The organism is Sphingomonas kaistensis, from assembly GCF_011927725.1.
GTDB classification, from domain to species: domain Bacteria; phylum Pseudomonadota; class Alphaproteobacteria; order Sphingomonadales; family Sphingomonadaceae; genus Sphingomicrobium; species Sphingomicrobium kaistense.
Genome location: NZ_JAATJC010000001.1, coordinates 1,010,057 through 1,033,026, shown reverse-complemented (window position 1 = coordinate 1,033,026; position 22,970 = coordinate 1,010,057). Strand labels below are relative to the sequence as shown.

Below are 22,970 nucleotides of genomic sequence, written 5' to 3'. Positions count from 1 at the left end.
CGAGGGTGAACCGTCAGCGACGGCACGGATATTTGCGCTGAAGCACTTGCAGCATCGCGGCCCGCAAGCTCAGCCGCTGGCGCTCGGCCTGCGGGATCTTCCGCAGCGCCGCGAGGAATTCCCTGTCGCCAAGGTCGGCGCGCGGCTTCGGGCTGCAATATTTGATCGGCTTGCCTGCCTTCTCGGCCGCGACCCGCTCGGCCTCGATGCTGCTGCCGGCCGCTTTGCCCTCGCGCTGGAGGCGCTTGTAGTCGCCGTCGACCAGCGCCAGCGGCCCCTTGCCGAGCAGGCGATCGGCCCGGTTGAGGAAATTCTCGGCGGCGCCCGGTGCCGCGGCAGCGGCGGGAACGGCGGAGGCGAGGAGCACGGCAACAGCCAGCAAGCGGTACATGCCGCTTCATGGCCCATCCGGCGATGAAGGCAAAGTGAACGGCACGAAAAAGCGCCGCCCCTGCCGAAGCCGGGACGGCGCCATTTCAGTCCGCAGGCGGGCGGTCAGACCCCTGCGGGGGCCGCTCCGCCGAAGCCGGTCGGCTTGCGGGTCTTGGGAATGCCGACCCCGGCCGGCGGGACCACCGGGCGCGACGAACCGCCGCGATCGATCGTACCGCCGTCCAGAACCTTGGTGATCTCCTCGCCCGACAGCGTCTCATATTCGAGCAGCGCCTTGGCCAGCGTGTGAAGCTGGTCCTCGTGGGTGCCGAGCAGTTCCTTGGCGCGGTCGTAGCCGCCTTCGACGATGCGGCGAATCTCGGTGTCGATCGCCTTGGCCGTCTCGTCGCTCATCTGGCGCTGGCGGTTCATCGAATAGCCGAGGAACACTTCCTCGTCGGCCTCGGCATATTGCAGCGGCCCCATCGCGTCCGACATGCCCCATTTGGTGACCATGTCGCGGGCCAAGGTGGTGACATACTGGATATCGCTCGACGCACCCGAGCTGACCTTGTCGTAGCCGAAGATGATCTCCTCGGCGACGCGGCCGCCCATCGCCACCGCCAGGTTGGCGTGCATCTTGTCGCGGTGATAGCTGTAATTGTCGCGCTCCGGCAGGCGCATCACCATGCCCAGCGCACGGCCGCGCGGGATGATGGTGGCCTTGTGGATCGGGTCGGACGCCGGCTCGTGGATGGCGACGATGGCGTGACCGGCCTCGTGATAGGCGGTCATGCGCTTCTCGTCCTCGGTCATGACCATGGACCGGCGCTCGGTCCCCATCATCACCTTGTCCTTGGCTTCCTCGAACTCGCTCATCGCGACCAGCCGCTTGCCCTTGCGCGCGGCCAGCAGTGCCGCCTCGTTGACGAGGTTGGCAAGGTCGGCGCCCGAGAAGCCGGGCGTGCCGCGGGCGATGGTGCGCGCGTCGACGTCGGGCGCCAGCGGCACCTTCTTCATGTGCACGCTGAGGATCTGCTCGCGGCCCTCGATGTCGGGACGCGGAACGACGACCTGGCGGTCGAAGCGGCCCGGACGCAGAAGCGCGGGGTCGAGCACGTCCGGACGGTTGGTCGCGGCAATGATGATGATGCCTTCGTTGGCCTCGAAGCCATCCATCTCGACCAGCAGCTGGTTCAGCGTCTGCTCGCGCTCGTCGTTGCCGTTGCCGAGGCCGGCGCCGCGATGGCGGCCGACCGCGTCGATCTCGTCGATGAAGACGATGCACGGCGCGCTCTTCTTGGCCTGCTCGAACATGTCGCGGACACGGCTCGCGCCGACGCCGACGAACATCTCGACGAAGTCCGAGCCCGAGATGGTGAAGAACGGCACGCCCGCCTCACCCGCGATGGCGCGGGCGAGCAGCGTCTTGCCGGTACCGGGCGAGCCGACCAGCAGCGCGCCCTTGGGAATCTTGCCGCCGAGGCGGGCGAAGCGGCCCGGATCCTTCAGAAACTCGACGATCTCCTGCAGCTCCTCGCGGGCTTCGTCGATGCCGGCGACGTCGGCGAAGGTCACCCGGCCCTCCTTGGGGACGAGGATCTTGGCCCGGCTCTTGCCGAAGCCCATCGCGCCCGATCCGGCATTCTTCTGCATCTGGCGCATGATGAAGAAGCTGATGCCGAGGATCAGGATGAACGGCAGCGACTGGACCAGGATGATCCACCAGATGCTCGACTGCTCGGCTTCCTTGACCTGCACCTGCACGCCGGCGGCGAGCAGGCGCTCGGTCACCTGCGCGTCGGACGGGGCGGTGGTGCGGAAGCTTTCGCCATTGGCGAGCTTGCCGCTGATAATGCGGTCGCCCGTCTGGGTGGCGCTGCTGGTGACCTGGCGGACATTGCCCTCGCCGACCTGGCGAACGAATTCCGAATAGGCGATCGGATTGCCGGTCTGCGCCCGGCTGCCGCCCTCGAGCAATTGCGCGAAGAGCACCAGCCCGAACAGCACGCCGACCCAGATCAGCAGGCTCTTGCTCCAGGGGCTGCCCGGCTTCTTGTTCTTGTCGTCCATGCCCGCAATGTAGGTGATGGGCGGCCCAGCGCCTAGAGGCCTGGAAATGAAGGCGGCCACTGTCTCTTTCTGTGTCACCGCGGCACCCGGCGACTCGATTCGCCGCAGCGACGACACAGCTCGGCTCAGCCCCTGCCCAACTGCTTGTCGGTCAAGGGAACTTCGACATACCGTTAAGGAAGCATTGAGCCGCCGGCCGTCATAAGGGGCAGGACGTCGGTTCTTCCGATTGGATGATGGAGCCCAGATGCGCGTTTTCGCCTTGCTCGCCTGGATTCTCAGCCTGGTCGCCGCACATCCGGCCCTGGCGGCGTCCAGCCCGCACCTGCAAAGCCTCGAACAACAGCTCGCGACCCTGCTTGCGGGCCGCTCGGGCGACGTCGGCGTCGCCGCGCTCGACCTCGCCACCGGCGAAACGGTCGCCATCAACGGCGACAAGGCCTATCCGATGGCCTCGACCATGAAGGTCGCGGTTGCCGCCGCCTATCTCGACCAGGTCGAATCCGGCCGCCGCACCCTGAACGACAGGATCGCCGGGCAAAGCGCGCGTGCACTGATCGAATCGATGATGATCAAGTCCAACAACCAGTCGACCGACCTGCTGATCGCCAACCTCGGCGGGCCGCGTGCGATCCAGCAATGGCTCGATCACAATCAGATCCGCGGCGTCCGGGTCGATCGCAACATCGCCCGCCTGCTCGCCGACAAGCGCGACCTGTGGGACCTGCGCGACAGTTCGACCCCGGTGGCGATGGTGGAAATGCTGCGCTCGCTCGACAAGGGCAACATCCTGACCCCGGCCAACCGCGCCTATCTGCTCGACGTCATGGCCCGTTGCAGCACTGGCAAGAACCGCATCCGCGGTATGCTCGCCGGAGTGCCGATCGCCCACAAGACGGGCACCCTCAACAATTACACGAGCGACGTCGGCTATCTGACCCTGCCCGACGGGCGCCGGCTGGCAGTGGCCTTCTTCGCCCGCGGCGGCACCGATCGTCCGCTGACAATCGCCCAGGCCGCGCGGACCATCTACGACGGCTTCGCCGGCTGGGTCCGCAGCGTCGCCTTCTCCGACAGCATGGCCCGGGCAATCAGCGCCAACTGACGACTGAGGGTTAGCCGCCGCTGAGCGGTGGCTGGCGCAGAAAGGTCGCCGCCGCCTGCTGCAGCCTGCGGAACGTCGGCACGGTGGAGCCCGCCGCCCGTTTCTCCGACGACGCCAACAATTGCGCGAGCAGGTCCAGCGCCTGCAATTCGGTCCCCAGCAATGCCACCACCGCGGGCTGGGCCGACACGGCGTCCTCGACGCGCCCGACCAGTTGCCGGGCAAGGGCGAGGTCCTCGGCCAGCGTCGGTTCGCGCAGGCTAGCCGCAGCGGCCTGGGGCCGGTCCGACATCCAGCGGGCGACATCGATCTCCTGGCTGAAACGCAGGCCGCAACTCGCCTCGCTGCTCCAGATCACCTCCCCCGCCACTTCCGCCGCGCCCCGGCAAAGCAACAAGGTGGTGCCGGTCGGCGGCGGGCGGGAGAGATCGATCCTTGCGCCCGACGCGCTCAGGTTACGGACCCGGACGTCCCGCGGCGGTTCGCCCGACAGGCTCAGCCGGGCGGCAAGGAACAGGTTGGTGCGCTGCTGCCGTTCGGGAAGGGCCGGGCCGCCGTCCCCGGCCGGCGGGTCCCCGTCGCTGCTGGCGGGAGCGGGAGTCGTCGACCACATGCTTCCTTATCGCCGCGCACGGCGCCGCGCGGTCGCAATACATCCATTATGGATGCAGTTGGCGTCGCGGGGGCGCGCATTCGATCCGCCACCCGCCGCCGGTGGCCGGGGACACCTTGGCCAGCCCGACCGTCGCCGCTCTGCCCGACTCCAGCGCCGCCATCATCCGGTCGAGCTCGGGACCGCTCGGAACGGTCTCGACCAGCGCCAGCGCGGACAGCAGCAGGCGCCGGCGGACTTCGCGAGGCACCAGGTCGAGCTCGCGCAGCATGATGCCGTCGGCGGTCAAGACGAGGTGATCGTGCCGCGCCTGCTCGACCGCCGCCTCGACGGCCTGGTTGGCCTCGCCCAGCGCCGCCGCGCTGCGCGCCAGCCGCTCGGCATCGAGCCAGTCGACCGAGGCCAGCAAGTGCCGCACCCGCGTCCGTTCATGGCGCGGGTCGTCGTTCGCCGGATCCAGCACCGGGGTCCACCCGGCCGCGTCGACGATCTGCGCCAGAGCGGCCTTGCGCATCGTGAGCAACGGCCGGACCACGCGGCAGCCGCCGATCTCCGCCGTCTCGCGGATGCCGGCAAGGCCGCCCAGCCCGCTTCCCCGGGCAAGCCGCATCAGCAGCGTCTCGGCCTGGTCGTCGGCATGGTGGGCGGTCGCCACCGCCGACAGCCCCGCGCGCGCCGCCCATTCGCCAAGTGCCGCATAACGCGCCGCGCGCGCCTGGGCCTGCAGGCTGGCGCCGGCGCCGACGGTCACGGTCAGGATATCATGGGGCACGCCGAGGCCGGCGCAAAGGCCTGCCACCATCGCCGCTTCCCCGGCGCTGTCGGGCCGCAGCGCGTGATCGACCGTCGCCGCCCGAACCCGGCCCGGCCGCACCTCGGCGGCGAGCAGCAGCAGCGCGAGGCTGTCCGGCCCGCCGGACACGGCGAGCCCGAGGTTGCCATCGGGAACAAGGCGATCGAGGGCCGCCGCAAGCCGCGTCCCGGCGTCGGCCGGGACGGCGGCGGACATCAGCAGCGGGCCCGGGTCTTGGCCGGCGGCAACAGCCGCTGCAGGTCGGCGCGCATCGACCCGCCATAGACTTCCTCGAGCTCGGCATAAGCCTTGCACGCCTGCGCCGGCTGCTTCAGCGCGACCAGCGCTTCACCGAGGTAGAACAGGCTGTCGGCGGCGCGCTCGCCCTTGGGATTGCCGCGGTAATTGGCCAGCAGCGCCTCGGCCGCGGCGCGCGGCTGGCCGCTGTCGAGCAAGGCACGGCCGGCAAGGTTGTTGGCCCAGCTCACCCGGCGATGGCCCGGGAAGGTGGTCGCCATCGACTTCAGCGCGGTCACCGCCTGCGGATAGCGCTTCTGCAGCCACAACTGATAGCCGGCGTCATAAGCCGCTTCCCCGTCGGCCGTCGCATCGCCGGTGCGCACGGGGCGGGGCAGCGGTGCAGCCTCGACGGTGCGGACCGGAGCGGCCGGCGTCGTCGCGGCTTCGGCGGTCTCGCTGGCGCCAGCCGCTGCCGGCTGCGGAGCGGCGCCGCCATTCTCGATCGCGCGAAGCCGGGCGTCGAGGTCGGTCCGCATCCGCGCGATCTCGGTCTCCAGCGTTGCGACGCGGTTGCCATTCTCCTCGGCCAGCCGAGTCGATTCCGCTAGCTGTCGTTCCAGCGCGTCGATCCGGTTGGAGAGTGCGACCACCACCACCTGGCTGGCGGCGGGGGAATCGTCGAAGCCCGCGGTGTCGGCCGGCTGACCCTTGGGGAATACCTGCCGCTGCAGTTGGCGGGTCTGCCGCTCGAGGCGATAGATCCGGTCTTCCGGCGACGGTTGCTGCTTCTGGGCGGCGGCGGGGACGGTGAGGGTCAGGGCCGCGAGGCCCAGAATAAGAGTGTGCTTCATGACGTCATTCCGTGGTCAGACCGGCCTTAGCGGTCAATGAACTAGCGCGCTGGCGAGGCAGGGGGCGCGGCGGGCGTTGCAGCCGGGCCACGCATCAGGTCGGGGCCGAGCAGCGAGACGTTGCTGACCGTCCGGTCCGCTTCGCCGACCGCCGGCGCGTCGGCGGTCCCGACCGATATCCGGATCGCCTGCGGGCGCCCGGTCCGAAGCACCGGGGCGGTGGCGGTTGCCGGCACCTCGTAGCTCTGGCCCGAGGCGAGCTCGCCCTGGAACAGGGTGGCGCCGCCGCGTTCGCTGACCTGGATCCAGGCGGCCTCATTGGCGGTGATCACCACCGGCCCACCCGCCGTCGCGGCCGGTGCAGGGGCAGCGCCGGGCGCGGCTGCGGGAGCCGTTGCGGGCGCCTCGGCCTCGGCGACCGGGCTGTCGTCGGCGCTCAGCGTGCGGTTGCGGTTCCACAGGAAAGCGGCGGCGACCGCGACCAGCGCGACCAGCGCCAGGAGCACCAGCCAGCGCGGCATCACGCGGGCCGGGTCGGCCGGCTCGAACACCTGCGCCTCGGGCCGGGCGGCCAGCGCACCGGCGCCCATCTCCAGCTTCAGCGCGTCGCCGATCGCCCCCCGGTCGAGCCCGACCATCCCGGCATAGCTCTTGGCAAAGCCGATCGTGTACATCGGCGCGGGGAGCTTGTCCCACTCACCGTCCTCGAGGCTCTGCAGGTGGCGGGTCGGGATCCGGGTCCGCGCCGCGACGTCCTCGAGCGTAATGCCTTCGCGCTCGCGCGCGCCGCGCAGCTGCTCTCCGACCGTGCCGGTTTCGCTGGTGACTTCATCCATTACGCGTCGATTACCCTCCCGAGGCTTTGGCGCCCGTTGTTGCGGGGTGCGAAGGCCCCGTCAACGTGAACCGCTCAGCCGAGTGCGACGGAATGCCGCTTGGCCCAGTCGGTTAGCGTCTTGCGCATGTCGCGCGGCGGTTTGGCGAGCAATGCCTCAACTTTTGCGCGGACCGCCGCGACGTCGAGCGAGCGGATCATCGCCTTGATCGGGCCGATCGCCGCCGGGGTGATCGAGAAGTTGTTGATGCCGATCCCCATCAAGGCCATCGCCTCGAGCGGCCGTCCGCCCATCTCGCCGCACACCCGCACCGGAACGCCCGCCGCTTCTGCTTCGCGCGCGACCCGGCGGAGGAACCGCAGGATCGCCGGGCTCAGCCAGTCGTAGCGCTCGGCCAGCCGCGGGTCGGCGCGGTCGGCGGCGAACAGGAACTGGGTCAGGTCATTGGTGCCGATCGACAGGAAATTGATGCGCGGCAGCAGCTGGTCGAGCATCTCGGCCAGGCTCGGCACTTCCAGCATCGCGCCGAATTCGATCCGCGCCGGTCCCGGGCGCCGTGCGCGCACCCACTCGACCTGCGCTTCGAACAGGGCGCGCGCTTCCTCATATTCCCACGGTTCGGAGATCATCGGGAACATCACCCGCAGCACCCGCCCCTCGGCCGCCTCGATCAGCGCCCGGGCCTGCGCCTTCATCAGCGTCGAGCGGTCGAGGCTGAGGCGCAACGCGCGCCAGCCCATCGCCGGATTCTCCGCCTCGTCGGTGGCGTCGGCCAGGTAGGGCAGCGCCTTGTCGCCGCCGATGTCGAGGGTGCGGAACACCACCGGCCGGTCGCCCGCCGCCTCCAGCACCTGCCGGTAGAGCCGATATTGCGCGTCGCGCCCGGGCAGCGCGGCGGACACCAGGAACTGGAATTCGGTCCGGAACAGGCCGATGCCGTCGGCCCCGGTGGCGTCGAGCGCCCCGGCATCCTCGGCGAGGCCGGCATTGACCATCAGGGTCGCACGAACCCCGTCCTTGCTGACCGGGGGCAGCGAGCGGATGGCGGCGAATTCGGCGCGGCGCTTCTGGCCCATCGCCATCCGGGTCTCGAACGCACTGGTCACCGCCCGGGTCGGACGCACCACCAGACTGCCCTGGTTGCCGTCGACCAGCACGCTGTCGCCTTCGGCCGCGGTGGTCCCGATATCCTTGACCCGGCCGATCACCGGCACCCCCATGGCGCGGGCGACGATGGTGACGTGGGCGGTAAGCGACCCTTCTTCCAGCACCACCGCCTTCAGCCGCCGGCGGTCATATTCCAGCAGTTCGGCCGGCCCGAGGCTCCTGGCGATCAGCACCGAATCGCTCGGCAGGCCGGTCTGCGCGGCAGTTCCCATCCGCCCGCTGACGATCCGCATCAGCCGGTTGGAGAGGTCCTCCAGGTCGTGCATCCGCTCCTTGAGGATCGGATCGTCGATCTCCAGCATCCGGGCGCGAGTGCGCTGCTGGACCCGCTCGATCGCCGCCTCGGCGGTCAGGCCGCTGTCGATCGCGAGGTTGATCCGCCGAACCCAGCCCTCGTCATAGGCGAACATCTTGTAGGTCTCGAGAATCTCCTGATGCTCGCCGGCGGTCCCGAACTCGGCCTCGCGGGTCATGTTCTCGATCTGGGTCCGCATCTTGGCGAAGGCGGAGATGACCCGGCTGCGCTCCAGCTCGGGATCGTCGGCGACGGTATGCTCGACCACCACCCGCGGCTCGTGGAAGACCGCGGTGCCGCGGGCCATGCCCGACACCAGCTTCAGGCCCGCCAGCCGCACCATGCCCTCGCGCTGGCCGCCGCGCCGCGCGGTGCCGTCGGTCAGCCGCGCTCCGGCGATCAGTTCGGACAGCACCATCGCCACCGTCTGCAGCGCCTCGATCTCGATATCGGCATAAGCGCGCGGATCGGCATGCTGGACCGCAAGCACCCCGACGCTGCGTTCACGGAAGATGATCGGGACGCCGGCAAAGCTGTGGAAGCGGTCTTCCCCGGTTTCCGGGCGATAGGCGAAAGCCGGGTGGGTGCTGGCCTCGGCGAGGTTTAGGATCCGCCCCTCGGCGGCGATGGTCCCGACCAGCCCCTGCCCGGGCGACAGGCGGGTGACGTGCACCGCTTCCTTGTTGAGGCCGTGGGTCGCGAACAATTCCAGCGACTGATCGCGCAGCAGGTAGATGGAGCAGACCTCGCTCCCCATCGCGTCGGCGATCAGGTCCACCGTCAGGTCGAGCTTGGCCTGCGCCGACCCGCGCCTGGCCATCAACTGGTGAAGCCCGGTCAGGATCTCGCGGGCGGAATTGGCGGCGGTCAGGGGCATGATCCAGCGCTATCAGGAACGCGACAAAGGGCCAAGCGGCGCGGTCCGGCACGCCCGCCCTCGCCCGCTGGCAAAAAGATTTTGCCCCTCATTTCATCCATTCGCGGACCCGAACCGTAGTTTGAAACGTCAAACGACCCGAATAATCACAGGAGCTCTTGAATGATCCGTCGCCCTCTTGCTGCAAGCCTGCTCGCAGCGTCCTTTGCCGTCCTGGCAGCCACACCCGCCGCGGCGCAGACCAGCGGCGGCTGGTCCGGCCCTTATGTCGGCGGCCAGATCGGCGCCGGCTTCCTGGTCAAGGACAATGCCCGCACCGAATTCGACATCAACCGCGACGGCCGCTTCGGCGACACCGTGTCGACCGCGACCGGCGCCAACGCCTTTTCGCCGGGCTTCTGCGGCGGCACCGCCACCTCGACCGCGCCGGGCACCGGCTGCGACCGCAGCGAGCGCGAGCTTGAAGGCGGCATCCACGCCGGCTTCGACGCCGAACTCGGCGGAGTGGTCGTCGGCGTGGTCGGCGAATATGACCGCCACAACATCAAGGACAGCGTGTCGGCCTTCTCGACCACGCCGGCCTTCTACACCCTGACCCGCACCCTGCGCAGCAGCTATGGCGCCCGCGCCCGGGCCGGCGTGGCGATCACCCCCGCGACCCTGCTCTATGCCACCGGCGGCGTGGTGCGCGGCTCGTTCCGCCAGTCGTTCGCGACCAGCAACACCGCCAACGCCTTCGCGATCACCGACACCAAGACCAAGGGCTGGGGCTATCGCGCCGGCGGCGGCATCGAGCAGAAGCTCGGCAGCAACTTCTCGGTCGGCGCGCTCTATCTCTATTCGTCGATCAAGGACGACGACAGCGCGATCTCGGTGACCCAGGGCACCGCCCCGGCGACCAACCCGTTCGTGCTCGCCAATCCGTCGGGAACGGTGATCCGCCGCACCGACCGCTTCGAAAGCCACTCGCTGAAGCTGACCGGAAGCCTGCGCTTCTAATCAGCCTCAATTGCGCATGATGTCGCCTATCTCCGCGTTCCGGCGGAGGTAGGCGTCACGCTTGCAGGCATCGCTGTCGCAGTTGCGCAGCTTTGCCAGAAAGGGCTCGCGCGACGAAATCACCCGGCTCCGCTTGGCCGGCGTGCCGAAGCGGAAGCTCTGGTCGGTCAGCAGTTGCAGGTGCCGTTCCAGCGGGGCGAGGTCGACCCTCGCCGGCGCCGGCACCGCCGCGGCCTTCGCGACCACCGGGCGTTCTTCCGCTGGCGCCTTACTTGGAACCCTCGCGACGGCCGGGGCGCGCTCCACGGCAGCAGCGCGGCGGACCGGCGGCTGCGCGTCGGCGGTCCTGACCGGCATCCGCACCGGATCCTTCACCGGCAAGGGCGGCAGGACCACCGGGGTGTCGACGTCGGGCTCGCGGCGCAGGTCGGGCAGCGGCGGCTGCTCCTCCTCGACTTCGGCCTGGCGCCGTGCCGATCTTTCATCGTCGACCGGACGAACGACCGGCTCGGGCGGCGCGGCCCCGACGGCCGGACCGCTGGCCGGCGCAGCGACCTGAACCGGCGGTGCGAATTGCGGCTGTCCCAGCGCCCACCAGCCGAGCCCAAGCGTCCCGGCGGCCAGCAGCAAAAACAGGTTGCGCCCGGCGGCACCGCCCCGCACCCGGTTTCCGGTCATGAGCACGGCGGGACCGACGATGCTGCCGCCCTCGGGCTGGAAACGCGCCTGCCGCGATTCGTCATAGGCGGCCCGGCGCTCGGGATCGCGCAGCACGTCCCACGCCGCGGTGACCGCCTGGGCCCGCGCCGGATCGGCTTCGTCGCCCCCCTTGTCCGGATGATAACGGCGGATCAGCGCCAGGTAAGCGCCGCGGATCACCACCGTCTCGGCCTGCGGGTCCACCCCGAGGGTTCGATAATGATTGATCATGGCCGCGGCCGCCAACCCCTTGCCCCGTCGTCAACAGCCCCCGTCATAGGGCAATGGCCGGCCGTTCGCACCTGGCTTCAGGACCGCCGCTCGAGCGCGGCCTCGGCCTCGGCCACCAGTTCGGCGATGATCTCGGCGGTCGGCTGCTCGCTCTTGACCATCCCGACCGACTGGCCGGCCATTACGCTGCCGGTCTCGACGTCGCCGTCGATCACCGCGCGACGCAATGCGCCCGCCCAATAATGCTCGATCTGCAGCTGCGCCTCGGCCATCTCCAGCGCCTTGCCGTCGAGCTGCTCGGCGATCTCGCGCTGCTTGGCGGCAAAGCGCTCGGTTTCCTTGTTCTTGAGCGCACGCACCGGGATCACCGGAAGGCGCGGATCGATCTGGATGCTCGGCACCGCGTCGCGCGCGCTGGCGCGGATGAACGCCTTCTTGAAGTTCTCGTGGGCGATGCTCTCGGTCGCGCAGACGAAGCGGGTGCCAAGCTGCACGCCCGACGCGCCCATCTCCAGATAGGCCGCGATCGCCTCGCCCCGGCCAATCCCGCCCGCCACGAACACCGGAATGTCGCCCGCGACATGCGGCAGGATTTCCTGCGCCAGCACGCTGGTCGAGACCGGACCGATATGCCCGCCCGCTTCCATGCCCTCGATCACGATGGCGTCGGCGCCCGAGCGGATCAGCTTCTTGGCCAGGCTCAGCGCCGGTGCAAAGGCGATCAGCTTGGCGCCGGTCGCCTTGATCCGGTCGATCGCGCCGCTTGGCGGAAGCCCGCCCGCCAGCACGATGTGGCCGACCTTGTGCCGCCCGCACACCTCGATCAGCTCATTCAATTGCGGGTGCATGGTGATGAGGTTGACCCCGAACGGCTTGTCCGTGCGCTTCTTCGTCTCGGCGATCTCGGTATCGAGCAGCTCGGGATTCATCGCCCCGCAGGCGATCACGCCGAACCCGCCGGCATTGCTGATCGCCGCGACAAGGTTGCGCTCGGAAACCCAGCTCATCGCCCCGCCAAGGATGGCGTAACGCGTGCCAAGGAATTCGGCGCCGCGCGCCATCAGGGAATCCAAACGGCTCACGCGGCACGCTCCTGGTCAAGCCCGAAGGCGGTGTGCAGCACGCGGACCGCAAGCTCGGTATAGGCTTCCGGGATCAGCACGCTGACCTTGATCTCGCTGGTGGTGATCGCAAGGAGGTTGATCCCCCGCTCGGCCAGCGTGTCGAACATCTTGGCCGCGATACCGGCGTTGCTCCGCATCCCCACGCCGACCGCGCTGATCTTCACCACGTCGGTGTCGGTCAGGATATCGGCGAAGCCCGCCTCCTGCCTGACCTTCTCCAGCTCGGCGACCGTCTCCGGCAGGCTTGCGGTCGGCACCGTGAAGGTGAGGTCGCTCGGCTCGCCCGCCCGCGCCACCGACTGGACGATCATGTCGACGTTGATGTTGGCGGCGGCCAGCGGGCGGAAGATCGCCGCCACCGCGCCCGGCCGGTCGGGCAGCCCGCGCAGCGTGATCCGCGCTTCGTTGAGATCGTGGGCAATGCCCGTGATGATGTTGCGTTCCATGTTTCGTTCCTCGACCGCCTCTTCCCCGGCGATGATCGTTCCCGGCCGGTCCTCGAACGAGGACAGTACCTGCAGCGGCATGTTGAAGCGCATCGCCAGCCCGACCGAGCGGGTCTGCAGCACCTTGGCCCCGACCGAGGCCAGTTCGAGCATCTCCTCGTAGGTGATGATGTCGATCTTGGCGGCACGCGGGACGATGCGCGGGTCGGTGGTGTAGACCCCGTCGACGTCGGTGTAGATGTCGCAGCGGTCGGCCTTCATCGCCACCGCCAGCGCCACCGCCGACGTGTCGGAACCGCCGCGGCCCAGCGTCGCCAGTTCATTGTCGCCGGTCACGCCCTGGAAGCCCGGGATCACCGCCACCCCGCCTGCCGCGAAGGCGCGGTCGAGCACGCTGACATCGATCGTCTCGATCAGCGCGCTGACGTGGCCCGACGCGCGGATCGGCAACTGCCAGCCCATGTAGCTGCGCGCCTTGACCCCCATCCCCTGCAGCGTGATCGCAAGCAGGCCGCTGGTCACCTGCTCGCCGCTGGCGACCACCACGTCATATTCGCGCGGGTCGTACAGCGGGGCGGCCTCGCGGCACATCTGCACCAGCCGGTCGGTTTCGCCGGCCATCGCCGAGACGACCACCGCCACCTCGTTGCCGGCTTCGACCTCGCGCCGCACGCGCTCCGCGACGGCGCGGATCCGCTCCATCCCGGCCATGGAAGTCCCGCCGAATTTCATCACGATGCGGGCCATGGGTCGGGCGGCAATCCTTGGGTTGAAGCGGCTTGCCTGTTAGAGGCCCGGCATGGCCGAAACAAGCACGAGCATCCGACCCGGCGAAGGCTCCACCGGAGCTGGCAGCATCAAGGCGTCCGAAGCCGCCCACTTCGGCGCGATGGCCGCCGACTGGTGGGACCCCAGGGGCAGTTCGGCCATGCTGCACAAGCTGAACCCGGTCCGCCTCGGCTTCATCCGGGAGGCGATCGACCATCATTTCGCGTCCGACGAACGCGCGCTTCGCCCGCTCGACGGCAAGGCCGCGCTTGATGTCGGTTGCGGTGCCGGGTTGCTCGCCGAACCGCTCGCGCGGCTGGGTGCCCATGTCACCGGCATCGATGCCGCCCCCGAACTGATCGAGGCCGCCCGCACCCATGCCGGCATGACTGGCCTCGCGATCCGCTACGTCGCGGGTGAAGTCGCGGCGCTCGACGGCCAGTTCGACCTCGTCACGGCCCTGGAGGTGATCGAGCATGTCGCCGACCCGGCCTCCTTCGTCCGCGCGCTGGCCGATCGCCTCGCGCCCGGCGGCCTGCTGGTGATGAGCACGCCTGCCCGCACCGCCTGGTCGCGGCTGCTCACCATCACGCTTGCCGAAGGAACAGGGCGGATCCCGCGCGGGACCCATGATTACGACCAGTTCCTCAGCCCTGAACAACTTGGCGCCTTGCTCGCGCAGGCCGGGCTTGCGGTCACCGCCACCCGCGGGATCGCCTTCACGCCGGGCCGCGGGCTGCACCTCAGCCAGGACCTCAGCCTCAACTACCTCGTCGCCGCCACCCGCGCCTGACGGGGGTCAGCCGGCCTCCGCCAGGCCGCCTTCGTTGAGGTTGCGAAGGAAGGCGGCAATGGCGGCCGCATCCATCGGCCTGCCATAGCGAAAGCCCTGGGCGGCGACGCAGCCGATGTCGCGCAGCACCTGTTCCTGTTCGGCGGTTTCCACCCCCTCGGCGATCACTTCCAGGTCGAAGCTGTTGGCCATGCACAGCAGCGAGCGGACGATTTCGGCATCGCCGGGACGGTCGTGGATCTCGGCGATAAAGCTGCGGTCGATCTTGAGCCTGGTCAGCGGAAATTGCTGCAACATGCTGAGCGACGCGAAGCCGGTCCCGAAATCGTCGAACGCGATCCCGACGCCCTTCTGCTTCAACCGGCGAAGCGCTGCGGTCGACGGCTCGTTGAAGCGCAGCACGGTATTCTCGGTGATCTCCACCTCAAGCTGCGCGGGCTCGAGCTGGTGCCGGGCGATGGCGTTCGCCACCACGTCGTACAGCCGCTCGGTGCGAAGCTGCGCCGGGAACAGGTTCACCCCGACCCGGATGATGCCGAGAGATTGCCGCTTCCACCGCGCCACCGCGGCGCAGGCCTCGTCGAGGATCCATTCGCCGACCTCTTCCGCGATCGGGCTTTCCGACAGCACGTCGAGGAAGGCGTTGGGGGCGAGCAGGCCGTGGCGGGGGTGGCGCCAGCGAAGCAGCGCTTCCACCCCCAGCAGGTCGTGGTCGGGCAACGACAATTGCGGCTGGTACCACAATTCGAACTCGCGCGCGGTGAACGCCTGGCGCAGCTCGTTGCTCAGCCGAAGCCTTTGTTCGGAGCGGTTCTGCATGCTGGTCATGAAGAAGCAGCGGGTGCCGCCGCCGCTGGACTTGGCGCTGTAGAGGGCGAGATCGGCGCGCGACAGGAGGGTGTCCGCGCAGACCCCGTTATGCGGTGCCAGCGCGATCCCGATGCTGGTGCCGATGAACACCGACTGCCCGCCGATCTCGAACGGCAGGCTCAGCGCCTGCTTGATGCGGGTGGCGAGCTGGTCGATCCGGAACATGTCGTCGCAGCGCGACACCAGCAGCGCAAATTCGTCGCCGCCCAGCCGGGCGACGAACTCGTCCGTGCCGCCCGACACCTCCATCAGGCGCTGGGCGACCCGGACCAGCAGATGGTCCCCGGCCGAATGACCAAGGCTGTCGTTGACGTGCTTGAACCCGTCGAGGTCGAGCATCAGCAGCGAACAGGGCCCCTGCGCGATGGTCGCTTCCAGCCGGGCGAGCAGCGCGGCCCGGTTGGGCAACGTCGTCAGCGTATCGCAATGGGCGAGATGCTGGAGCCGGTTCATCGTCGCCCGCCGGTCGCTGACGTCGCGGATTAGCGCACCGAATACCGGGCTGCCGCCTTCGAACCACAGCGACAGCGACAGGTCGACCGGCAGTTCGTGGCCCTCTGCATGCAGGGCCACGATCTCCACCGCATGCCCGGCCATGCGCGAGGCACCATATTTGACCGCACGGGCAAGGCCGGCCTCGTGAGCCGCGCGATAGGCTGGCGGGATGATGATCGTCAGCGGCTTGCCCACGGCGGCATCGCCCGAATGGCCCAGCAGGGCCTCGGCCGCCCTGTTCCAGCTGAGGATGATCCCGTCCGCCCCGGCACAGACGGCCGCCGTCGCCGACTGGTCGAGCATCTGCTCGAAGCGGTCGGGGATGGCAGGCGGGAGACCGGAGGTGACCATGGATGAGGCCCGAGGCTTGATGAGCGATGCGCTTTTTCATTGTAGGCGAGAAGGTTCGCTCCCCCTCGCTTTCGCGCGATTGAGGGGCTTGGCCCGCCGCAGCGGAACGCGATCGCATCGGATCCCGGCCCGGCCCGTAACTTTTCGTTAGCCTGATCTGGGTTAGTGACCCGTCGAATTAACCGCATATCTTACGGAGTCGCTCGTGCCGGGCACCGAACAGACGGATCAAGTGGTCGATCATCCCCCGCGCGAGGAGCGGCGTCCGGTCGCCCTGTCCGGCTGGCTGGTCCGCACCGGCAGCGACCAGGCGTATGACTTCCAGATCGACGACCTGTCCTATGGCGGCTGCCGCCTGCGCTCAACCGCCAAGCTGGCACGGGGCGAGAAAGTGCACCTCAACGTGCTTCGTCGCGGTACCATTCCCGCGATCGTGCGCTGGCACAATGGCGAGGGCATCGGCCTGTCCTTTTCCACCGAAGCCCCGGAGAAAGCGGAAAAGCCGCGCAAGGGGGATCGCCTTCCGGTCAAGGCGGAGCTGGTGATCCGGCACGCCGGCCGGCGCCCCCGCGTGCTCGACGTCAGCGACCTGTCGCGCTTCGGCTGCTGCCTGGCGTTCGACGAGTTGCCGAGGGTGGACGAGTGGGTGTGGGTCGCCCTTCCCGGCCTTGCCCCGGTTGAAGCCCGGATCCGCTGGGTCGAAAGCCGCCGCGCCGGGGTCGAGTTCGTCCACCCCATCCACCAGGCGGTGTTCGACCTGCTGCTATTGCGCTGGGGCCTCGCCGCTTAAGCCGAGCCAAGCCGGCCTAGTCCTGGTCGCGTCCCGCGTCGGACGAGGCGCGGCGCGCCAGCCAGTCGGTGATTGGGGAATAGCCGTCGACCAGCGGAAAGGCGACGCCGGCCTCGCGCTCGCTGGCCCAGCGCAATTCACCGCGCAGCGGCGGGAGGTCGGGGATCTGCACGATCACCTTGCCGGCGGGAACGATCCGGCTGCCGGTGCTGACCTTGACCCCGCCGTCGGACGCATTGTCGAGATAAGCCGCATATTGCCGGTTGCCGATCCGCACCCGGACCGGGCAGCGCACGTCCTGCCGTTCGAACCGCCGCGGACGGAAGCCGTTGCCCTCGTCATCGCCAAGGCCAGCGGCCTCCTCGACGCCATGGCAGTCGCGGGTCAGTTTCTCCATGAACATGCCTTGCCCCTCCATTACTCGAGCGGGCTCCACCGTAAGGCAGCGGCTTCAAGGGAGGCTTGCAGTTGATGGTTAGCGGATCGTTGTGGTTTGCGGACCCCGCCACGCCTCGCGCCTAGAGCTCCAGCTCGAGCGAGCCGTGGACCGGCACTGCGCTCCAGTCCCGTCCCAGCGTGTCGAGCCGGGCGCGAATCGCCTCGACCGAGGATTGCGACACCGGCATCGCCGAATGGCCGCGCGCCGCGCAGGCATGTTCATAGGCCGCGATCAGCTCTGCCGCCGGGACCGGCCCGCCCCACATTTCGGCCTGGAAGCATTCGACCAGCCGCTCGACCGCTTCCTCCTCCGCCCCGCCGCTGGTGGTGAAGGCCGCCGGGGCCCCGTCCGCGACCATTCCGAGGAAGCCGTGGCCGACCACGCTCTCGACCGCATAATGGACCATGTCGTGCGGGATGATGCCCTGCTTCGGGCACTCGATACTCTCCGCCGCGCGGCCGTCGCGCTCGATCACCAGCGCGTCATATTTGCCGGCGCCTTTGGTGAAGGTCAGTCGCATGGCGCCTCAGAAATCGACCTTGTCGTAATGCTGCGGCGGGACGATCACTTCCATCCGCTCGCCCAGCAGCGGACGGAACGCCGGCCTGCTCTTCATCACGCTGTACCAGTCCTTGGTCTGCTTGTGCCCGCGCCAGTCGACCGCGCCGAGATAGTCGATCACCGACAGGTGCGCGGCGGCGGTGAAGTCCGCCAGGCTCAGCGCCGCACCGGCCAGCCAGCGCCGGTGGTCGAGCAGATAGTCGAGATAGTCGAGATGGTTGTTGCCCACCCGCATCGCGTCGCGAAGCACCCGCGTGTCGGGGCTTTCCTTGCTGACCAGGCGCTTGCGCATCCGCTCCACCATCAGCGGCTCGACCACTTCGCGGAACAGCTTCTCGTCGAACCATTCGGTCAGCCGGCGGATCTCGGCGCGCTGTGCCGCGTCGCCGTGGATCATCGGCGTCTTTTCCACCGTCTCTTCGAAATATTCGGCGATCGGCTGGCTTCCGATCAGGACGATGTTGCGCTCCGTCTCGACCAGCACCGGGGTCTCGCCCGCCGGATTGAGGTCGACGAACTCGTCCCGCCGCTCCCACGGATTCTCGCGCACCAGTTCGGCGGGCACGCCCTTTTCGGCCATCACAAGCCGGACCTTGCGGGAAAAGGGACACAGGGGGAATTGCAGGAGCTGCCACATCAGCCCGGCTTTAACGCGGGTTCACCGAGGGGCAAGGCGAAGCTACAGCGATTTCCATGACCCGCCGAAAGAAGTCGCACACCTCCTCCCACGGTTCCGCCAACCGCCCCCGTTTCTGGGGTCGCCACGCCGTCGCCGCCGCACTCGACAACCCGGATCGCCGGGTGCTCAAGGCATGGGCGACGCAGGAAGCCGCCACCTTCATGAACCTCCCGCCCGAGGTCATCCTGACCCGCGCCGAAGTCACCGACCTCGCCCGCCTCGTCCCCAACGACGCCCCGCACCAGGGCGTGGTGATCGAGGTCGAGCCGCTGGAGGACATCTGGCTCGGCGACCTCCTGTCGGAAGCCGACGAGAAAGCGACGATCCTCGTCCTCGACCAAGTCACCGACCCGCATAACGTCGGCGCCATCCTGCGTTCCGCCGCCGCATTCGGCGCGATCGGCATCGTCACCCAGGACCGCCACTCGCCCCCCGAAGGCGGCGCGCTGGCCAAGGCCGCCTCGGGCGCGCTGGAGCGGGTGCCGTGGGTCCGCGTCGTCAACCTCGCCCGCGCGCTTGACGAGATGGAGGAAGCCGGCTTCTGGCGCGTCGGCCTTGCCGGCGAAGCCAAGATGACGCTTGGCGAAGCGCTCGGCCCCCAGAAGGTCGCGTTGGTGCTCGGCGCCGAAGGGCCCGGCATGCGCCAGAACATCCGCGAGCATTGCGACGCGCTGGCCAGGCTTCCGATCACCGATGCGGTGGAAAGCCTCAACGTCTCCAACGCCGCCGCCATCGCGCTCTACGCGGCAAGCCAGGCCTGATGGTTCACACGCCCGAGTCGATGGCCGAGGCGCTCGCCCACCTCACCGCGACCGAACCCGCTTTCGTGCCGGTCATCGACCGGCTCGGCCCGCCCGAGCCGCGCAGCTCGGAACGCGGCACCGCCGCCCTGCTCCGCACCATCGTCGGCCAGCAGGTCAGCGTCGCCGCCGCCCGCTCGATGTGGGACAAATTGACCGGCGCCTATGGCGACCCGCCCGACCTCCACCGCCTCGCCGCCGCGTCCGACGAGGAATTGCGCGCGCTCGGCCAGTCGCGGCAGAAAGCGGGCTACCTCCGCAGCCTCGCTACCCTGACGCTGTCGGGCGAGCTCGACCTCGCCAACCTGCCGGCCGACAATGAGGAAGCGATCGCCCTCCTGACCAAGGTCAAGGGCATCGGCCGCTGGTCGGCGGAAATCTACCTGCTGTTCGCCGAGGGCCGCCCCGACGTCTTCCCGGCCGGCGACCTTGCGGTGCAGATCGAACTCGGCCGGGTCCTCGGCATCGAGGGCAAGCCGGCCGAAAAGTGGCTCCGTGAGCGCGCGGAAAGCTGGGCTCCCTACCGGGGTGCGGCCGCGGTGCTGGCGTGGCACAGCTACAATACCAAGGTCATCTGAAAGCCGTCATGCCGCGCCTGATCGTCGCCATCGGCGGAACCACCCGCCCCGAAAGCAGCACCGAGCGTGTGCTTGGCCTCGCCGCCGACGCCGCCCGCTGCAACGGTGCCGAGGTGAAGGCGTTCGGCGGCGCCTATATCGCCGGCCTGCCCCACTATCGCGGTCCCGACTGGACCCCCGACACCGGCCGCGAGATGATCGAGGCGGTGCGCGCCGCCGACGGCATCCTGCTCGCGACGCCCGGCTATCACGGCACCGTCTCGGGCATGGTCAAGAATGCGATCGACTATCTCGAGGAGTTGGCCACCGACGCCCGCCCCTATCTCGAGGGGCGCCCGGTCGGCCTGATCGTCACCGCTTTCGGCCATCAGGCCGCCAACAGCTCCATGACCACGCTGCGCACCATCGCCCATGCGCTGCGCGGCTGGCCGACCCCGTTCGGCGCGGCGCTCAAGATCGGCCCGGCAAGCTTCGATTCCGACGGGCGCTTCATCGACGAGGACAGCGCGGCGCAGCTCCGCCTGGTCGGGTCGCAGGTCGCCCATGCCGCGGGGCGCCTGGGGTGAGCGGGGAGCCGCTGATCCTCGTCCTCGACAGCGGCACCAGTTCCACCCGCGCCTTCCTCTACGACACCGCCGGCCGCATTCACGGGCAGGCCAGCCGCCCGATCACCCAGCATTATCCCGGCCCAGGCCTGGTCGAGCATGACGCCGCGGAGATCTGGACGCAGAGCCGCGCCTGCCTTGCGGAGGTTATCGCGGCCGCCGGCGGCGCCTCCCGGATCGCCGCGCTCGGCCTTACCAACCAGCGCGAGACGTTGGTCGCGTGGGACCGCCGCACCGCCCGCCCGCTCGCCCGCGCCATCGTCTGGCAGGATCGCCGCACCGCCGACGCCTGCGCCGCGCTGAAGGCCCACGAAGGCGAGATCGAGCGCCGCACCGGGCTGCGCCTCGACCCTTATTTCTCCGCCACCAAGATGGCCTGGCTGCTTCAGCATGACGAGGCGGTCCGCGGCGCCGGAGACGCGCTCGCCTTCGGCACGATCGACAGCTGGCTGTTGTTCAACCTCACCGGCGACCACCTGACCGACGTCAGCAACGCCAGCCGTACCCTGCTCCTCGACCTCGACGCGTCCGCCTTCGCCGAGGACTTTTGCGACCTATTCGCGGTTCCCCGCGCCGCCCTGCCGCGGATCGTCCCCACGGCGGGCCCGCTCGCTACCCTGCATCCCGACCTTTTCGGCAGGGCGATCCCCGTCACCGCCTCGATCGGCGACCAGCAGTCCGCCACCGTCGGCCAAGGCTGCCTGTCCCCCGGCGAGACCAAGCTCACCCTCGGCACCGGCGCGTTCGTCCTCACCAACCTCGGCGCAAGCCGCCCCTCGCCCGTCCCCGGCCTGCTCGGGACGGTGCTGCACGAGGTCGCTGGCGGACCCCGCCATTACGCGCTGGAAGGATCGGTGTTCGTCGCCGGCAGCCTGGTCAAATGGCTACGCGACGGGCTCGGCCTGGTCGCCTCGGCCGCCGAGACCGCCGATCTCGCCGCCTCGGTCCCGGACAATGGCGGGGTGGTCCTGCTCCCGGCCCTGTCCGGCCTCGGCGCGCCCTACTGGAAGCCCGACGCCACGGCTGCCATCACCGGCCTGACCTTTGCCGCCACCCGCGCCCACCTCGCCCGCGCCGCGCTGGAAAGCGTCAGCCACCAGATGGTCGACCTCGCCTCGGCCTTTTCCGCCGCCGGTGCAGCGTGGACCCAGCTCCGCCTCGACGGCGGGATGAGCGCCAACGACTGGCTCGCCCAGGATCTCGCCGACATGGTCCGGCTCCCCGTCCATCGTCCCGCCGATGTCGAAACCACCGCCCGCGGCGCCGCCATCATGGCCGCGGTCGGCGCGGGGCATCACCCCGATTTGCCTGCCGCGGCCAAGGCAATGACCCCAACTACCCGCAGCTTCCAGCCCCGTGACCTCGGCCCGCAGCGCGATCGCCGGCTTAGTGCCTGGAAAGCTCTGGTCGACCAGGCCTGACCCTCAGGCGGCAAGCGGCATGGTGAAGGTGAAGGTGGTCAGCCGTTCGTCCGAGGTTACGTCCACCCGGCCGCCATGCGCCTTGGCGATTTCGGACGTGATGTGGAGCCCAAGGCCAAGCCCCTGCTGGCTCGGCCGCACCGACCCCCGGAAGAACGGCTTGAACAGTCCCGCGATGGTCGCCGGCTCGATCGCGATGCCACCATTCGAGACCGCCAGCGTGAACATGCCGTCGCTGGTCGCGGCGTGAAGGACGACCGGCTGCGCGGGATCGCCATGGGTCAGCGCATTGCCAAGCAGGTTCGACACCAGCTGGCCAAGCCGGTCCGGGTCCGCCCGTACGGGCACGTCGATTTCCACGACCGACTGGATCTCGCGATCCGGCGCGATCGAGCGGAGTTCCGCGACCACCTGCTCGATGGTCCGGGCGACGTCGGCATTGCTCTCGGCCTCGACCCCGATCCCGCCGCCCAGCCCGGCCCGGGCGAAGTCCATGACATTCTCGATCAGATTCTTGGCCCGGGTCACGCTTCCGGCCATCAGCTCGAGAACCTTGAGGCCTCGCGGCGACACCTGCTCCTTGCCGAGGAGGCCGATGCCGCTGCTGATCGAGGCGATGGGGTTGCGCAGATCGTGGCCAAGCACCGCGATGAACTGTTCGCGAAGCTCGGCGATCGAACGTTCCTCCTCGATCTCGGCCCGCGCCGCCGCTCGCGACTGGAGCAGGTTCTGCTCGTACAGGCGCCGTTCCGAAGCGTCGAACAGGGCAAAGCGCAGTGCGGTCGGCGCATCGTCCCGATCACGCTGTTCCGACGCGTTGATCAGCATCGGCAGGGGCCGCCCCTCCTTTCCGACCAGGTCGAGGGCGATCGCCTCGATCTTGCCGTCCATGCGCAGCGAGGGAACCAGATGGGTCTCGTAATAGATTCGTCCGCCGACCGTCAGCAGCCGGGAGAAGGGCTGTTCGTTCGACGCGTCTGCCGCGACGCCCAGCCAGCGCGCCAGGGTGTGGTTCATCCGGACGATGCGCCCGTCCTTGTCGGCGATGACAAGCCCGCAGGGGGCGTGCTCGAAGAAGTCCTCGACGTCGTTCACCGCC

General features: G+C 69.2%; 23 protein-coding genes. 8 read left to right on the top strand and 15 right to left on the bottom strand.

What is annotated here, in order from left to right:
- Nucleotides 1-13: 13 nt before the first annotated feature.
- Both GGQ97_RS05105 and ftsH read right to left on the bottom strand, forming a co-directional pair.
- Nucleotides 14-391 (bottom strand): hypothetical protein, encoded by a 378-nt coding sequence (locus GGQ97_RS05105; RefSeq protein WP_168067933.1) that lies wholly within the window; start codon nt 389-391, stop codon nt 14-16.
- A 104-nt stretch (nt 392-495) separates the two neighbouring features.
- The gene (gene ftsH / locus GGQ97_RS05100) at nt 496-2,445 is read right to left on the bottom strand and encodes an ATP-dependent zinc metalloprotease FtsH (protein ID WP_168067932.1); all 1,950 of its coding nucleotides are present in this window, start codon (nt 2,443-2,445) and stop codon (nt 496-498) included.
- 247 nt (nt 2,446-2,692) lie between these two features.
- Here ftsH and GGQ97_RS05095 point away from each other — a divergent pair, with 247 nt between their 5' ends.
- Nucleotides 2,693-3,550, top strand: a complete 858-nt coding sequence (locus GGQ97_RS05095; protein ID WP_245197892.1) for a serine hydrolase — start codon at nt 2,693-2,695, stop codon at nt 3,548-3,550.
- A gap of 10 nt (nt 3,551-3,560) precedes the next feature.
- On the opposite strand, the gene GGQ97_RS05090 is transcribed toward GGQ97_RS05095, so the two are convergent.
- From GGQ97_RS05090 to ptsP, 5 genes are all read right to left on the bottom strand, one after another.
- Nucleotides 3,561-4,163: a PilZ domain-containing protein gene (locus tag GGQ97_RS05090; protein WP_168067931.1), complete on the bottom strand. Its 603-nt coding sequence runs from the start codon at nt 4,161-4,163 to the stop codon at nt 3,561-3,563.
- Nucleotides 4,164-4,209: 46 nt separating this feature from the next.
- Nucleotides 4,210-5,172, bottom strand: a complete 963-nt coding sequence (gene tilS / locus GGQ97_RS05085) for a tRNA lysidine(34) synthetase TilS (protein WP_168067930.1) — start codon at nt 5,170-5,172, stop codon at nt 4,210-4,212.
- The gene (locus tag GGQ97_RS05080; protein WP_168067929.1) at nt 5,172-6,047 is read right to left on the bottom strand and encodes a tetratricopeptide repeat protein; all 876 of its coding nucleotides are present in this window, start codon (nt 6,045-6,047) and stop codon (nt 5,172-5,174) included. Before GGQ97_RS05080 ends, tilS begins: the two co-directional genes overlap by 1 nt.
- A 41-nt stretch (nt 6,048-6,088) precedes the next feature.
- Complete coding sequence (locus tag GGQ97_RS05075; RefSeq protein ID WP_168067928.1) at nt 6,089-6,883, bottom strand: helix-turn-helix domain-containing protein; 795 nt, start codon at nt 6,881-6,883, stop codon at nt 6,089-6,091.
- A gap of 74 nt (nt 6,884-6,957) precedes the next feature.
- A complete protein-coding gene (gene ptsP / locus GGQ97_RS05070; protein ID WP_168067927.1) occupies nt 6,958-9,222 on the bottom strand; it encodes a phosphoenolpyruvate--protein phosphotransferase in 2,265 nt (754 codons plus the stop codon).
- A gap of 162 nt (nt 9,223-9,384) precedes the next feature.
- Here ptsP and GGQ97_RS05065 point away from each other — a divergent pair, with 162 nt between their 5' ends.
- On the top strand, nt 9,385-10,221 hold the full coding sequence (locus GGQ97_RS05065) for an outer membrane protein (RefSeq protein ID WP_209022791.1): 837 nt from the start codon (nt 9,385-9,387) through the stop codon (nt 10,219-10,221).
- A gap of 6 nt (nt 10,222-10,227) precedes the next feature.
- Here GGQ97_RS05065 and GGQ97_RS05060 read toward each other — a convergent pair whose 3' ends face one another.
- The 3 genes from GGQ97_RS05060 to GGQ97_RS05050 form a co-directional block, all read right to left on the bottom strand.
- Nucleotides 10,228-11,151: a DnaJ domain-containing protein gene (locus GGQ97_RS05060; protein WP_168067926.1), complete on the bottom strand. Its 924-nt coding sequence runs from the start codon at nt 11,149-11,151 to the stop codon at nt 10,228-10,230.
- Between the two features lie 77 nt (nt 11,152-11,228).
- Nucleotides 11,229-12,212, bottom strand: coding sequence for an NAD(P)H-dependent flavin oxidoreductase (locus GGQ97_RS05055; protein ID WP_168070740.1), 984 nt, complete (start codon nt 12,210-12,212; stop codon nt 11,229-11,231).
- A 17-nt stretch (nt 12,213-12,229) separates the two neighbouring features.
- Nucleotides 12,230-13,468 carry an aspartate kinase gene (locus tag GGQ97_RS05050; protein WP_168067925.1) on the bottom strand — a complete coding sequence of 413 codons (1,239 nt, stop codon included), beginning with the start codon at nt 13,466-13,468 and terminating at the stop codon, nt 12,230-12,232.
- A gap of 52 nt (nt 13,469-13,520) precedes the next feature.
- On the opposite strand from GGQ97_RS05050, the gene ubiG reads away from it, so the two are divergent.
- A complete protein-coding gene (gene ubiG / locus GGQ97_RS05045) occupies nt 13,521-14,282 on the top strand; it encodes a bifunctional 2-polyprenyl-6-hydroxyphenol methylase/3-demethylubiquinol 3-O-methyltransferase UbiG (protein ID WP_168067924.1) in 762 nt (253 codons plus the stop codon).
- 6 nt (nt 14,283-14,288) lie between these two features.
- On the opposite strand, the gene GGQ97_RS05040 is transcribed toward ubiG, so the two are convergent.
- Nucleotides 14,289-15,998, bottom strand: coding sequence for a putative bifunctional diguanylate cyclase/phosphodiesterase (locus GGQ97_RS05040; RefSeq protein WP_168067923.1), 1,710 nt, complete (start codon nt 15,996-15,998; stop codon nt 14,289-14,291).
- A gap of 205 nt (nt 15,999-16,203) precedes the next feature.
- Between GGQ97_RS05040 and GGQ97_RS14630 the strand changes: the two genes are divergently transcribed.
- Nucleotides 16,204-16,788, top strand: a complete 585-nt coding sequence (locus tag GGQ97_RS14630) for a PilZ domain-containing protein (protein WP_168067922.1) — start codon at nt 16,204-16,206, stop codon at nt 16,786-16,788.
- Nucleotides 16,789-16,804: 16 nt separating this feature from the next.
- On the opposite strand, the gene GGQ97_RS05030 is transcribed toward GGQ97_RS14630, so the two are convergent.
- From GGQ97_RS05030 to GGQ97_RS05020, 3 genes are all read right to left on the bottom strand, one after another.
- Complete coding sequence (locus tag GGQ97_RS05030) at nt 16,805-17,191, bottom strand: PilZ domain-containing protein (protein ID WP_168067921.1); 387 nt, start codon at nt 17,189-17,191, stop codon at nt 16,805-16,807.
- A 115-nt stretch (nt 17,192-17,306) separates the two neighbouring features.
- Nucleotides 17,307-17,747 carry a hypothetical protein gene (locus GGQ97_RS05025; RefSeq protein WP_168067920.1) on the bottom strand — a complete coding sequence of 147 codons (441 nt, stop codon included), beginning with the start codon at nt 17,745-17,747 and terminating at the stop codon, nt 17,307-17,309.
- Between the two features lie 6 nt (nt 17,748-17,753).
- Entirely contained in the window at nt 17,754-18,425 is a 672-nt protein-coding gene (locus GGQ97_RS05020; protein ID WP_168067919.1) for a glutathione S-transferase family protein, read from the bottom strand.
- A gap of 56 nt (nt 18,426-18,481) precedes the next feature.
- Between GGQ97_RS05020 and rlmB the strand changes: the two genes are divergently transcribed.
- The 4 genes from rlmB to GGQ97_RS05000 are packed head-to-tail and all read left to right on the top strand — an operon-like array spanning nt 18,482 to nt 21,871.
- The gene (rlmB, locus tag GGQ97_RS05015; RefSeq protein ID WP_168067918.1) at nt 18,482-19,228 is read left to right on the top strand and encodes a 23S rRNA (guanosine(2251)-2'-O)-methyltransferase RlmB; all 747 of its coding nucleotides are present in this window, start codon (nt 18,482-18,484) and stop codon (nt 19,226-19,228) included.
- Nucleotides 19,228-19,845: a DNA-3-methyladenine glycosylase family protein gene (locus GGQ97_RS05010; protein ID WP_168067917.1), complete on the top strand. Its 618-nt coding sequence runs from the start codon at nt 19,228-19,230 to the stop codon at nt 19,843-19,845. The genes rlmB and GGQ97_RS05010 overlap by 1 nt, the downstream gene beginning before the upstream one ends.
- A gap of 8 nt (nt 19,846-19,853) precedes the next feature.
- Nucleotides 19,854-20,411: an NADPH-dependent FMN reductase gene (locus tag GGQ97_RS05005; protein WP_168067916.1), complete on the top strand. Its 558-nt coding sequence runs from the start codon at nt 19,854-19,856 to the stop codon at nt 20,409-20,411.
- Nucleotides 20,408-21,871: an FGGY family carbohydrate kinase gene (locus GGQ97_RS05000; protein WP_168067915.1), complete on the top strand. Its 1,464-nt coding sequence runs from the start codon at nt 20,408-20,410 to the stop codon at nt 21,869-21,871. Before GGQ97_RS05005 ends, GGQ97_RS05000 begins: the two co-directional genes overlap by 4 nt.
- A gap of 3 nt (nt 21,872-21,874) precedes the next feature.
- Here the strand turns inward: GGQ97_RS05000 and GGQ97_RS14625 are convergent, their stop codons facing one another.
- A complete protein-coding gene (locus GGQ97_RS14625) occupies nt 21,875-22,966 on the bottom strand; it encodes an ATP-binding protein (RefSeq protein WP_209022790.1) in 1,092 nt (363 codons plus the stop codon).
- Between the last annotated feature and the right edge of the window lie 4 nt (nt 22,967-22,970).